The organism is Streptomyces sp. NPDC055955 (genome assembly GCF_042270245.1).
In the GTDB taxonomy this organism is placed as follows: Bacteria; Actinomycetota; Actinomycetes; order Streptomycetales; family Streptomycetaceae; genus Streptomyces.
Genome location: NZ_JBHJYS010000012.1, coordinates 196,552 through 209,556 on the forward strand (window position 1 = coordinate 196,552; position 13,005 = coordinate 209,556).

The 13,005-nt window shown below is 73.0% G+C and carries 12 protein-coding genes; 11 read left to right on the plus strand and 1 reads right to left on the minus strand.

The window, feature by feature from the left end:
* The first annotated feature begins 93 nt into the window (after window positions 1-93).
* Window positions 94-2,244 carry a primosomal protein N' gene (locus ACFC96_RS24655; protein WP_376614107.1) on the plus strand — a complete coding sequence of 717 codons (2,151 nt, stop codon included), beginning with the start codon at window positions 94-96 and terminating at the stop codon, window positions 2,242-2,244.
* A 39-nt stretch (window positions 2,245-2,283) separates the two neighbouring features.
* Window positions 2,284-2,502, plus strand: a complete 219-nt coding sequence (locus ACFC96_RS24660; protein ID WP_376614109.1) for a hypothetical protein — start codon at window positions 2,284-2,286, stop codon at window positions 2,500-2,502.
* A gap of 24 nt (window positions 2,503-2,526) precedes the next feature.
* Here the strand turns inward: ACFC96_RS24660 and ACFC96_RS24665 are convergent, their stop codons facing one another.
* Entirely contained in the window at window positions 2,527-3,066 is a 540-nt protein-coding gene (locus ACFC96_RS24665; RefSeq protein WP_376257472.1) for a hypothetical protein, read from the minus strand.
* A 259-nt stretch (window positions 3,067-3,325) separates the two neighbouring features.
* Here ACFC96_RS24665 and fmt point away from each other — a divergent pair, with 259 nt between their 5' ends.
* The 9 genes from fmt to ACFC96_RS24710 all read left to right on the plus strand — a co-directional run bounded on the left by fmt (window position 3,326) and on the right by ACFC96_RS24710 (window position 12,936).
* A complete protein-coding gene (gene fmt, locus ACFC96_RS24670) occupies window positions 3,326-4,270 on the plus strand; it encodes a methionyl-tRNA formyltransferase (protein WP_376614110.1) in 945 nt (314 codons plus the stop codon).
* Between the two features lie 34 nt (window positions 4,271-4,304).
* Window positions 4,305-5,762: an RsmB/NOP family class I SAM-dependent RNA methyltransferase gene (locus tag ACFC96_RS24675; RefSeq protein ID WP_376614112.1), complete on the plus strand. Its 1,458-nt coding sequence runs from the start codon at window positions 4,305-4,307 to the stop codon at window positions 5,760-5,762.
* 644 nt (window positions 5,763-6,406) lie between these two features.
* Entirely contained in the window at window positions 6,407-7,093 is a 687-nt protein-coding gene (gene rpe / locus ACFC96_RS24680) for a ribulose-phosphate 3-epimerase (protein ID WP_376614114.1), read from the plus strand.
* A gap of 78 nt (window positions 7,094-7,171) precedes the next feature.
* Window positions 7,172-8,215: a sugar-binding transcriptional regulator gene (locus tag ACFC96_RS24685; RefSeq protein ID WP_227293623.1), complete on the plus strand. Its 1,044-nt coding sequence runs from the start codon at window positions 7,172-7,174 to the stop codon at window positions 8,213-8,215.
* 69 nt (window positions 8,216-8,284) lie between these two features.
* The gene (locus tag ACFC96_RS24690) at window positions 8,285-8,713 is read left to right on the plus strand and encodes a ribonuclease domain-containing protein (RefSeq protein ID WP_376257480.1); all 429 of its coding nucleotides are present in this window, start codon (window positions 8,285-8,287) and stop codon (window positions 8,711-8,713) included.
* Window positions 8,710-9,066 carry a barstar family protein gene (locus tag ACFC96_RS24695; RefSeq protein ID WP_340461096.1) on the plus strand — a complete coding sequence of 119 codons (357 nt, stop codon included), beginning with the start codon at window positions 8,710-8,712 and terminating at the stop codon, window positions 9,064-9,066. The genes ACFC96_RS24690 and ACFC96_RS24695 overlap by 4 nt, the downstream gene beginning before the upstream one ends.
* 109 nt (window positions 9,067-9,175) lie before the next feature.
* Entirely contained in the window at window positions 9,176-10,618 is a 1,443-nt protein-coding gene (locus ACFC96_RS24700; protein WP_376257482.1) for a GuaB1 family IMP dehydrogenase-related protein, read from the plus strand.
* Window positions 10,619-11,000: 382 nt separating this feature from the next.
* Window positions 11,001-12,473, plus strand: a complete 1,473-nt coding sequence (locus tag ACFC96_RS24705; RefSeq protein ID WP_376257484.1) for an amino acid permease — start codon at window positions 11,001-11,003, stop codon at window positions 12,471-12,473.
* A 10-nt stretch (window positions 12,474-12,483) separates the two neighbouring features.
* Entirely contained in the window at window positions 12,484-12,936 is a 453-nt protein-coding gene (locus tag ACFC96_RS24710; RefSeq protein ID WP_100597439.1) for an Lrp/AsnC family transcriptional regulator, read from the plus strand.
* Window positions 12,937-13,005: the final 69 nt, after the last annotated feature.

Here is a 13,005-nt window from a genome sequence, read left to right on the forward strand (position 1 = left end):
AACGGCCCCGGACCGGTTCGGTCCGGGGCCGTCGCGCGTCTCCGCCCCCCATCGCGGCGACCGCTGTCAGTGCGGTCTGGTAGGAATTTGGCTGTGAGCAGCGAGAACGGGCAGGGCGACGGCGGCGGTGAGGGTGCGCCGCCCGAGCAGCTTGCGCTGATTCGGGAGACGGTCCGGCAGGCCAAGGTGCCCCGGGCCAAGCCGCGCACGTGGCGGGGGGCCGCTCTCGCCAAGGAGCTGCCCGTGGCGCGGGTGCTCGTGGACAAGGGCGTGCTGCATCTCGACCGGTACTTCGACTACGCGGTGCCCGAGGAGCTCGACGCCGACGCGCAGCCGGGGGTGCGGGTGCGCGTGCGGTTCGGCGCCGGGAAGCACTCGGTGCGGGACGGGCGCCGCGAGGGGGGCGGCCTGATCGACGGGTTCGTCGTCGCGCGGGTCGCCGTGTCCGAGTACCAGGGACCGCTCGCCGCCCTCGCGCAGGTCGTGTCTCCCGAGCCCGTGCTCGGGGAGGAGCTGCTCGGTCTCGCCCGCGCGGTCGCCGACCGGTACGCGGGAAGCCTCGCCGACGTGCTCCAGCTGGCCGTCCCGCCGCGGAACGCACGCGCCGAGAAGAAGTCGTCGCCCGAGCCGCTCCCGCCTCCGCCGGCGCCGGACGCGGGCAGCTGGCGGCGGTACGAGCGCGGGGCCGGATTCCTGGAGGCTCTCGCGTCGGGCGGCGCGCCACGGGCCGTGTGGACCGCGTTGCCCGGACCCGAATGGGCCGACGAAGTGGCACGCGCCGTCGCCGCGACGCTCTCCTCCGGGCGCGGGGCCCTGGTCGTCGTGCCCGACGGGCGGGCGGTCGCCCGGGTCGACGCCGCGCTGGGAGCCGTACTCGGCGAGGGGCGGCATGCCGTGCTGACCGCCGACGCGGGTCCCGAGAAGCGGTACCGAGAGTGGCTCGGGGTGCGGCGCGGGTCGGTACGGGCGGTCGTGGGCACCCGGGCCGCGATGTTCGCCCCCGTGCGGGATCTGGGTCTCGTGGTCATCTGGGACGACGGGGACTCCAGTCACGCGGAGCCGCATGCTCCGCAGCCGCATGCGCGCGATGTGCTGCTGTTGCGGGCCGCGCACGACAAGTGCGCTTTTCTGCTCGGGAGTTGGAGCTGCACGGTCGAGGCCGCGCAGCTCGTCGAGAGCGGTTGGGCCGCGCCCCTCATCGCGGGGCGTGAGCAGGTGCGGGGCGCCGCACCCCTCGTACGGACAGTGGGGGACGGGGATCTCGCGCGCGACGAGGCGGCGCGGGCCGCGCGGCTGCCCTCGCTCGCGTGGCAGGTGGTGCGGGAAGGGCTGAAGAGCGGGCCGGTCCTGGTGCAGGTGCCGCGGCGCGGCTATGTACCGAGGCTCGCGTGCGAGCGGTGCCGCGAGCCCGCGCGCTGCCGCCACTGCGCAGGGCCGCTGGAGGCGAGTGAGGGGACGTCCAGCCTGAAGTGCGGCTGGTGCGGCCAGGAGGAGGGTGCCTGGCACTGCCAGGAGTGCGGGGGGTTTCGGCTGCGGGCACAGATCGTGGGGGCGCGCAGGACCGCGGAGGAGCTGGGGCGGGCGTTTCCGGCGGTGCCGGTGCGCACGTCCGGGCGGGAGCAGGTCCTCGACACGGTGCCGGGCGCGCCGGCCCTGGTGGTGAGCACGCCGGGCGCGGAGCCGGTGGCCGAAGGCGGGTACGCGGCCGCGCTGTTGCTCGACGGCTGGGCGATGCTGGGCCGCCCCGATCTGCGCGCGGGGGAGGACGCGTTGCGGCGCTGGATCGCGGCGGCCTCGCTGGTGAGACCGCAGGGGGCGGGCGGCACGGTGGTGGTCGTGGCCGAGCCGACACTGCGTCCCGTGCAGGCGTTGGTGCGGTGGGACCCGGTGGGGCACGCGGTGCGGGAGCTCTCCGAGCGGGCCGAGCTGGGCTTCCCGCCGGTGTCGCGGATGGCGGCGGTCTCGGGGGCGCCCGAGGCGCTCGCCGGCTTCCTGGCGGCGGTGGAACTGCCGGGTGACGCCGAGGTGTTGGGCCCTGTCCCGGTGCCGGACGCGCCGCCCGGACCGTCCCGCCGCCCCGGGGCCCCGCCGCCGGGGGAGCACTGGGAGCGCGTCCTGGTCAGGGTCCCGCCCGGCAGCGGCGCGGCCCTCGCGTCGGCGCTGAAGCACGCGCAGGCGGCCCGGATGGCCCGCGGCGGCACGGAGCCGGTGCGGGTGCGGGTGGATCCGCCGGACATCGGCTGAGGTGGTGTGCGTGGTGCGGGGTGCTCGCCCGGAGATCCGGTGACGATCGGCCCGGCCCGCGGCACCGGTGCCCGGCTTCAGGAGGCGTCGCCGCTGCCCGCCGAGTTCGGCGCGGCGGCCGATGGCGCCGCTGTCGGATCCCTGGTCCACGTTCCGCTCGCCACCGGTCTGCCGCCCGTCACGGCCACGGTGTCGATTGCGGCGCCCCGGAGCAACGCCGTGCGCACCCTCAACACGCCTCCGCCTCCCCGCACTTGACACGCGGGGAGGCGGTGAGTGAGGTCAGCCGTTGCGCGGACCGGGGAAGGCGGTGGGGCGAGGGTCCTCGCGGAGTGCCTGGCTGGCGGCCGTCGGCTGCGTGGGCATGGAGCGGGCGGCGGGGACGGACGGGATCGTCGCCGTGCCGATGGGGACGGGGGGCCGTGTCCCCATCGTCTCCGTGGCGCGCTCGGCGTCGGCCGCCGCCTGCGCCGCGGCCCTGCGGGCCCCGTAACGGCGGTGCACGGCCTGCTTCGTCACGCCGAGCGCGGAGCCCACGGCGTCCCACGAGAAGCCCAGCGAGCGGTCGAAGTCGACGGCGGCGGTCACCAGGGTCTCGACGCTGTCGCGCAGTTCCTGGGCCAGGCGGACGGTCGGGGCGGGAGCGCGCCCGTAGACGACGAAGCCCGCGGAGGGGCCGGAGCGGCGCGGGCGGTAGACGTTGCCGAGCTGGGCGGTGAGGGTGCGCAGTGCGTCCACCTGCCGGCGGACCCGCTCGATGTCCCGTACCAGGAGGTGCAGGCTGGCCCGTGCCTGGGCGTCGTGGGTTGCGTGGTCGGCCATGAACAAGCCTCTCGAACCGGCGTTGAAACGGATCGGGCCGCATCTGTGGCCCTTGGTTGGTCAACTCTTCCTTGACCAACGCGCCAGTTGATGAGGGGTCACGCTGGAGGGGCGTATGCGCATATGCGCAGGGCGCGCGTCGATGCGTACGCCCCCAGGGGCGGGCGGCCCCGAACGAGGGAGAGAACGGCCGCTCGGAACGGCCATAGACTGGTGTGCTGCCCGTCAAGTCCCTGCCCCGAGAGGCCGAAAGACACCTATGAAGCTCGTCTTCGCAGGCACCCCCGAGGTCGCCGTTCCCGCTCTGGACGCCCTGATCGCCTCCGACCGCCACGAGGTCGCCGCGGTCGTCACCCGGCCGGACGCTCCCGCGGGCCGCGGCCGCAGGCTCGTCGCCAGCCCGGTCGCCGAGCGCGCGGAGGAGGCGGGGATCGAGGTCCTCAAGCCCGCGAAGCCGCGTGACGAGGCGTTCCTGGCCCGGCTGCGCGAGATCGCGCCCGACTGCTGCCCGGTCGTCGCCTACGGCGCGCTGCTGCCGAAGGTCGCACTCGACGTTCCCGCGCGCGGCTGGGTCAACCTGCACTTCTCGCTGCTGCCCGCCTGGCGCGGCGCCGCCCCCGTGCAGCACGCGATCATGTCCGGCGACGAGATCACCGGTGCGTCGACGTTCCTGATCGAGGAGGGGCTCGACTCCGGGCCGCTCTACGGGACGGTGACGGAGACGGTGCGTCCCACCGACACGAGCGGTGACCTGCTCACCCGGCTGGCGTTCGCGGGCGCCGGACTGCTCTCCGCGACCATGGACGGCATCGAGGACGGCTCCCTGGAGGCCCTGCCGCAGCCCGCCGACGGCATCACGGTCGCGCCGAAGATCACCGTCGAGGACGCGCACGTCGACTGGGCGGCGCCCGCCCTGCGCGTCGACCGCGTCGTCCGCGGCTGCACGCCCGCGCCCGGCGCCTGGACCGTCTTCCGGGGCGAGCGGCTCAAGCTCATCCAGGCCGTCCCGATCCCGGAACGCACCGATCTCACGCCCGGCGAGCTCGCCGTCGGCAAGAAGAACCTGTACGTGGGCACCGGCTCGTACGCGGTGGAGCTGCTGTGGGTGCAGGCCCAGGGCAAGAAGCCGATGGCCGCGGCCGACTGGGCGCGCGGGGTGCGGATCGCCCCGGGCGAGCGCCTGGGCGGGACCGACGTAGGCTGAACGGGTTCGAGCCGATACCAGCAGCGGAGCACCTTTGAACGACCAGCCCGGCCGGCGTCCCCGGAAGTCAGGCAAGCCCGGCACCCCCGGGAAGCAGGGAAAGCCGTACCGCCGCCCTCAGAAGGACCCGGTCCGCCAGCTCGCCTTCGAGGCGCTGCGGGCCGTGGACGAGCGCGATGCGTATGCGAACCTCGTGCTCCCGCCGCTGCTGCGCAAGGCCCGCGAGAAAGGCGACTTCGACGCCCGTGACGCGGCGCTCGCCACGGAGCTGGTGTACGGGACGCTGCGCCGGCAGGGCACGTACGACGCGATCGTCGCCGCCTGTGTCGACCGGCCGCTGCGGGAGGTCGACCCGCCCGTTCTCGATGTGCTGAACATGGGCGTCCACCAGCTGCTCGGCACGCGGATCCCCACGCACGCCGCGGTGTCGGCCTCCGTGGAGCTGGCGCGGGTCGTGCTGGGTGACGGGCGCGCCAAGTTCGTGAACGCCGTGCTCCGCAAGGTGGCGCAGGACGACCTCGACGGGTGGGTGGAGAAGGTCGCGCCCCCGTACGACGAGGACGCCGAGGACCATCTCGCCGTGGTGCATTCGCATCCGCGATGGATCGTGTCGGCGCTGTGGGACTCGCTCGGCGGTGGCCGGGCGGGCATCGAGGACCTCCTGGAGGCCGACAACGAGCGGCCCGAGGTGACGCTCGTGGCGCGGCCGGGCCGGACGACCGCGGATGTCGTCCTGGACGAGGTCGGCGAGGAGTCGGCGCTGCCGGGGCGCTGGTCGCCGTATGCCGTACGGCTCACCGAGGGCGGTGAGCCCGGCTCGCTCGAGCCCGTGCGGACCGGCCGGGCCGGCGTCCAGGACGAGGGCAGCCAGCTCGTGGCGATCGCCCTCGCGAACGCGCCCCTGGAGGGCCGGGACGAGAAGTGGCTCGACGGTTGCGCCGGCCCGGGCGGCAAGGCGGCCATGCTCGCCGGACTCGCCTCCGAGCGGGGCGCGGCCCTGCTCGCCGCCGAGAAGCAGCCCCACCGTGCCCGCCTCGTGGCGAACGCGCTCGCGGGGAACCCGGGCCCGTACCAGGTCATCGCGGCCGACGGCACCCGCCCGCCGTGGGGTCCCGGTACGTTCGACCGCGTCCTGATGGATGTGCCGTGCACCGGTCTCGGTGCGCTGCGCCGTCGGCCCGAGGCGCGCTGGCGGCGGCGCCCCGAGGACCTGGAGGGCTTCGCGCCGCTCCAGCGCTCGCTCCTGACCACCGCCCTGGACTCCGTCCGGGTGGGGGGCGTCGTCGGCTACGCGACCTGCTCGCCGCACCTCGCCGAGACCCGCGCCGTCGTGGACGACGTCATGAAGCACCACCCCGGCGCCGAACTCATCGACGCGCGTCCTCTGCTGCCCGGCGTGCCGGCGCTCGGGGACGGCCCCGACATCCAGCTCTGGCCGCATCTGCACGGCACGGACGCGATGTATCTGGCGCTGATCCGGCGCACCGCCTGACACCCGTGCACGGCTGACCGCCGGTCCCGCGCGCCGTCAGGTGCCGGGGCCGGCGGTCTGTGTAGTGGTGGGAGCCGGCGGCGGGGTCAGCGTGGCCCGCGCCGCCGCCGGGACCGGCCGTCGAAGACCGGCAGCGAGCCCCGGGCCCGCGGATCTCAGGGGAGTGCGGGGCCTTGCCCTGCCGTCCGCCGTCGGTGGTCCGCGCGCGGTGAGCCCCGGCCGCGAGCCCGCTCCCGTGCGCGCGGATCGCGTAGATCATGACCACGGGGACGGTCTCGGCGCTGAAGTCCTCGGAGATGCCGAGGACTTGCATGGACGCGGCGGAGCCGGGAGACCACGACACGGCGTTGTCGTCCTGCGGGCCCGGGAGCTCCTGCGCGAGGGGCGCGGCCACCGCGAGCGCGAGGGGACGGGGCGCGACCATCGGCCGTCCGGAGCGTCGTCCGCAGACCGGCCGGGTCAACGCGCGACCTCAGACCCGGTGCGTCCTTCCCCTGCGTCCGCCCCGGCGGACCTCCGGCGGCCCGCGAGGTGCCCTCGCCGGGGCGCTCAGCATGGCACGGGGGCCAGGGCGCGGCATCCGGGGAGCGAGACAGGTCTGGACCGGGGGGAGCAACCGGCGCCGGGCATGGCAGTCTTGGGTCATGGCCGTGCAGATCAACCCCAGCATCCTGTCCGCGGACTTCGCCCGCCTTGCCGAGGAGGCAAAGGCCGTCGAGGGCGCCGACTGGCTCCATGTCGACGTCATGGACAACCACTTCGTCCCGAACCTGACCCTCGGGGTGCCGATTGTGGAGTCCCTGGCGCGGGCCACGGACATCCCGCTGGACTGCCATCTGATGATCGAGGACGCCGACCGCTGGGCGCCGCAGTACGTCGAGGCGGGCGCCGGGTCCGTCACGTTCCACGCGGAGGCCGCGGCCGCCCCCGTCCGGCTGGCCCGCGAGATCCGCGCCAAGGGCGCCCGCGCCTCCATGGCGCTCAAGCCGGCGACCCCCATCGAGCCGTACGAGGACCTGCTCCCCGAGCTCGACATGCTGCTGATCATGACGGTCGAGCCGGGCTTCGGCGGGCAGGCCTTCCTGGACATCATGCTGCCGAAGATCCGCCGCACCCGCGAGCTGATCAGCAAGCACGGCCTCGAACTCTGGCTCCAGGTCGACGGCGGCGTCTCGGCCTCCACCATCGAGCGCTGCGCGGAGGCGGGCGCCGACGTCTTCGTCGCCGGTTCCGCCGTCTACGGCGCCGCCGACCCCGCCCAGGCGGTGCGTGCACTGCGCACGCAGGCGGAGACGGTGTCGGCCGCCGCGGCCTGGGCATGCGGCCACTGAGCCACGGGAACGTGAACGCCGCCCATCAGGGCAGATCAAGTCCGCCGCATCTGCAAGGATGAACGGTGAGTCCAGGTTGTGAACAGCAGTGAGGAGATCGCCGTGTCGGCACTGTCGCCGGGTCGCTCAGCGATGCGGATGGGCCCCGCGGAGCTGGTGCAGGCGGCGGCCATGGCCCGCCGCTTCTATCTCGAGGGCAAATCCAAGATCCAGATCGCCGAGGAGTTCGGCGTGAGCCGCTTCAAGGTGGCCAGGGTCCTGGAGACCGCGCTCGAACGGGATCTCGTACGCATCGAGATCCGCGTACCGGCCGAGCTCGACGCGGAGCGCTCCGACGCGCTGCGTGCCCGCTACGGCCTGCGGCACGCCGTGGTGGTCGAGTCCCCGGCCGAGGCCGAGGAGTCGCCCGACCCCGAGAACCTCGGCGAGGTCGCGGCCGACCTCCTGGGCGAGCTGGTCTCCGAGGGCGATGTGCTCGGCCTGGCGTGGGGCCGCTCGACGATCCACATGGCGGCCGCGCTCGACCGGCTGCCGCCCTGCACGGTCGTGCAGCTCACGGGCGTGTACGACGCCGGGACCGCCGAGCGCGGCTCCGTCGAGGCCGTGCGGCGCGCCGCCCAGGTCTCCGGCGGCGAGGCCCACCCGATCTACGCCCCGATGCTCCTGCCCGACCCGGCCACCGCGGCCGCGCTGCGTAGCCAGACAGGTATCGCCCGCGCCTTCGAGTACTTCGACAAGGTCACGGTCGCCTGCGTCTCCATCGGCTCCTGGGAGCCGGGCATCTCCACCGTCCACGACATGCTCAGCGACGAAGAGCGGGCCCACTACGCCTCGCTCGGCGTCGCCGCCGAGATGTCCGCGCACCTCTTCGACGCCGAGGGCCGCCGCGTCGGCCGAGACCTGGGCGAGCGGTGCATCACGGTCGAGGCGGACCGCCTGCGGCGGATACCGGAGGTCGTCGCCATCGCGGGCGGTCAGCGCAAGGCCGCCGCGATCGACGCGGTGCTCAGGTCGGGGCTCGTCACCAGTCTCGTCACTGACACGGCCGCCGCGGACTTCCTCCTCACCGCGGGCCCCACGCCGAAGCCGGCGCTGAACCGCGCGGACCCCGACGGGGCGTAAGCCCTTCAGGGCGCGGTACTCGCCTCGCGTACCGCGCTCACCGGGGGAGGCTGTGGCAGCATCGGCGGCATGCTGCCGCGGTTTGCCACCCGCCTCCCCACCCGCCTCCTGGGGGCGCTGCTCGTCGCCCTCGCCCTGCTGGTCACCGGGTGCTCCGCCCAGGACACGCAACAGGACACGACGGCGGCCCCGGGCCGCGCCACGCCGGCCTGGGCGCGGGGCATGCCCGCGGTCCCCGAGTCCGGGCTCCCCGCCGAGGCCCGTAGGACCCTGACCCTCATCGACAAGGGCGGGCCGTTCCCGTACGCCAAGGACGGTGCCGTCTTCGGGAACTTCGAGCGGGAGCTGCCCCGGCAGAGCCGCGGCTACTACCACGAGTACACCGTCCCCACCCCCGGCGAGCGGGACCGCGGCGCCCGGCGCATTGTCATGGGGCAGGGCCACGAGACGTACTACACCGATGACCATTACGAGTCGTTCAAGGCGGTGCTGAGATGACCGGAGGTCCCGACAGGATCCGCGTCCTCGACCTCGAAGGTGTCAAGGACAAGGCCGGGTTCATGGACCGGTGTGTGCGCGACCTGGAGCTGCCGGACTGGTTCGGCCGCAACTGGGACGCGCTGTTCGACGTCCTGACCGACGTCTCCTTCTGGCCCGACGGCAGTGAGCAGGCGCTGCTCCTGTCCGTCGTGGGCTGGCGGCCCTACGCCAGTGCCAGGCCCGAGGACTGGGAGACCGCGCTCGACGTGTTCACCGACGCGGTCGACCGCAGGCGTGGCCGGGACCCGAGGCTCGTGATCGCACTGACCCTTGGACGATCCGACCACACCCCCTCCCAACCGCCTGTGTAATCGTCCGTGGGCATGTGGTAGCGGCGGCATGGGACACTGAAGTACGTGCTTTTCCCCCACGGGCTGACCTGCCCGGGGGCCACCTCTGATCGACTGGGATGAGCAGCACGTGCGTTTCCTCAACGACATCCAGCCTGCGTACGACCTGACCTACGACGACGTCTTCATGGTGCCGAGCCGCAGCGCCGTGGGCTCCCGTCAGGCGGTCGACCTGGCGTCCCCCGACGGCACCGGCACCACGATTCCGCTGGTCGTCGCCAACATGACCGCGATCGCCGGGCGCCGCATGGCCGAGACCGTCGCCCGCCGCGGGGGCCTCGTCGTCATCCCGCAGGACATCCCGATCGAGGTGGTCACCGAGGTCATCTCCTGGGTGAAGACCCGCCACCTGGTCCTCGACACCCCCATCGTCCTGGTCCCGCACCAGACCGTCGCCGACGCGCTCGCCCTGCTGAACAAGCGCGCGCACAACGCCGGTGTCGTGGTGGACGAGGACCAGCGGCCCGTCGGCGTCGTCACGGACGCCGACCTGACCGGCGTCGACCGGTTCACCCAGCTGTCCGAGGTCATGTCCAAGGACCTGCTCCTGCTCGACGCGGACATCGACCCGCGCGACGCCTTCAACAAGCTGGACCACGCCAACCGCCGCTACGCCCCGGCCGTGGGCGCCGACGGCCGCCTCGCGGGCATCCTGACCCGCACGGGGGCCCTGCGCGCGACCCTCTACACCCCGGCCACCGACGCGAACGGCAAGCTGCGCATCGCGGCCGCCGTCGGCATCAACGGCGACGTGGCGGGCAAGGCCAAGCAGCTCCTCGACGCCGGCGCGGACACCATCGTCGTCGACACCGCGCACGGCCACCAGGAGTCGATGATCTCCGCGATCAAGGCCGTCCGCGGCCTCGACCCGCAGGTGCCCATCGTCGCGGGCAACATCGTCGCCGCCGAGGGCGTCAAGGACCTCATCGAGGCCGGTGCCGACATCATCAAGGTCGGCGTGGGCCCCGGCGCCATGTGCACCACGCGCATGATGACCGGCGTCGGCCGGCCGCAGTTCTCCGCCGTCCTGGAGTGCGCCGCCGAGGCGAAGAAGTACGGCAAGCACGTCTGGGCCGACGGCGGCGTCCGGCACCCGCGCGACGTCGCCATGGCGCTCGCCGCCGGCGCGTCGAACGTCATGATCGGCTCCTGGTTCGCGGGCACGTACGAGTCCCCGGGTGACCTCCAGCACGACGCCCAGGGGCGCGCGTACAAGGAGTCGTTCGGCATGGCGTCGGCGCGTGCCGTGAAGAACCGTACGAGTGAGGAGTCCGCCTACGACCGCGCCCGCAAGGCGCTGTTCGAGGAGGGCATCTCCACCTCGCGCATGTTCCTCGACCCGCAGCGTCCGGGCGTCGAGGACCTGATCGACTCGGTCATCGCGGGCGTCCGCTCCTCCTGCACCTACGCGGGTGCCAGCTCCCTCGCGGAGTTCGAGGAGAAGGCCGTCGTCGGCATCCAGTCCGCCGCCGGTTACGCGGAGGGCAAGCCGCTGCACGCCAGCTGGAGCTAGGGCCTTTCGTTCGGATCAGGCCGGACCAGGGAACGGGTGCCGGTCGCGCTCGCGTGGCGGAGCCGCAGATCGACACTGCCCCGCGCCCCCTTTTGGGGGCGCGGGGCTTCGCTTTTTCCGGAAGTTTCGCGGGGGCCGGAACGCAACGGACGAAACGGACCGCGCAACGTTCGTCCGCACCCGTACGCACCACGCAACGTTCATGCGCGCATACGCAAGGTTGCTGCATTACAGCTGGGAAGAGAAACCCTTTAGAGTCAAGCGCTGTACGTGGCGTGGCGGGGACGGCCTGCACGGCGGTTCCCCGGTCTGGAGTGGGCTGTCGATGCTTGCTGTTCTCGGCACGCACCCACCTGACCGGCAGCGATGAAGGAGCCAGCCCGTGCTCGACCACGGCGCACCACCGCGCACCCGAACAACCGAGACCCTCACCCCGGGCCTCGGCGCCAGGCTGATGCGGCGCAAGCCGGTGGAAGCCCTGGTCGCGGAGGGTGGGCAGGGCGAAGGCGGCAGTCTGCGCCGCTCGCTCGGCATGTGGCAGCTGACCATGATCAGCATCGGCGCCACGCTCGGCACCGGCATTTTCGTGGTACTCGGCGAGGCCGTCCCGAAGGCGGGCCCCGCGGTCACCCTGTCGTTCGTGATCGCCGGCCTCACGGCTCTCTTCTCGGCGCTCTCGTACGCCGAACTGGCCGGGACCATACCGGTCGCGGGCTCCTCCTACTCGTATGCGTACGCAACGATGGGTGAGCTGATCGCCTGGATCTGCGGCTGGTGTCTGGTCCTCGAGTACGGCGTCTCGGTCGCGGCGGTCGCCGTCGGCTGGGGCGAGTATCTGAACGAGCTCCTGGACGGCACGATCGGCGTCACGATCCCCGACGCCCTGTCCGCGCCCCCCGGCGACGGCGGCATCTTCAACCTGCCGGCGCTGATCGTCGTACTCCTCGCGATGGCGTTCCTGCTCGGTGGCGCCCGTGAGTCCGCCCGGGCCAACACGATCATGGTCGTCGTCAAGATCGTGGCGCTGCTGCTGTTCTGCGCCATCGGCATCAAGGGCTTCCAGTCCGGCAACTACGAGCACTTCATGCCGCTCGGCATGGCCGGAGTGAGTGCGGCCGGCGCGACGCTCTTCTTCTCGTACATCGGCTTCGACGCCGCCTCCACCGCCGGCGAGGAGGCCAAGAACGCGCAGCGCGACCTGCCGCGCGCCATCATGCTCTCCCTCGTCATCGTCACCGCGCTGTACGTGCTCGTCGCGGCCGTCGCCGTGGGAGCCAAGCCGTGGAAGCAGTTCAACGACTCCGAGGCCGCGCTCGCCGGGATCATGAAGGACGTCACCGGGCAGTCGTTCTGGGCGACACTGCTCGCCGCCGGTGCCGTCATCGCCATCGCGTCCGTCGTCCTGACCGTGCTCTACGGCCAGACCCGCATCCTGTTCGCGATGTCCCGCGACGGCCTCGTGCCCAAGGTGTTCTCCAAGGTCCACCCCAAGACCGGGGCGCCGCGCGCCAACACCGTGATCGTCTCGCTGTTCTGCGGCATCCTCGCCGCCGCGATCCCGCTCGGCCAGCTCGCCGACGCGACCAGCATCGGCACACTCTTCGCGTTCGCCCTGGTCAACGTCGCGGTCGTGGTCCTGCGCCGCACACGCCCCGACATGCCGCGCACCTTCCGGGTGCCGCTCTCGCCGATCCTGCCGGCGCTCGGCTTCGGGTTCTGCGTGTGGATGATGGGCAGCCTGTCCACCGTCACCTGGGTGGTCTTCGGCGTGTGGATGGCCGTCGGCCTCGTGTTCTACTTCCTCTACGGGGCCCGTCGCTCCCGACTCGCCTCCGCGCCTGCCCAAGAGAAGTGAACCACCTGCCTTGCTGAACGATCTCGACGAACGCATCGTGCACGCCCTCGCCGAGGACGCCCGCCGCTCCTACGCCGACATCGGCCAGCTCGTGGGCCTGTCCGCGCCCGCCGTCAAGCGGCGCGTGGACCGGCTGAGGGCCACGGGAGCCATCACGGGCTTCACGGTCAGGGTCGACCCGGCCGCGCTCGGCTGGGAGACCGAGGGGTTCATCGAGATGTACTGCCGCCGCAACACCTCGCCCGAGGCCATCAAGCGTGGCCTCGAGCGCTATCCCGAGGTCGCGTCCGCCTCCACCGTCACCGGAGACGCGGACGCGATCGTCCAGGTCTTCGCCTCGGACATGCGGCACTTCGAGCGGGTCCTGGAACGGATCGCGGGGGAGCCGTTCGTGGAGCGGACCAAGTCGGTGCTCGTCCTGTCGCCGCTGATGCGCCGCTACACATCGGGCTCGCCCGCGTAACCCCTCACCCCGGGGACACGCCGGGCGCCGCGACGGCACCGTGAAGTCGCCGGCGCCCTGCTCGACCGT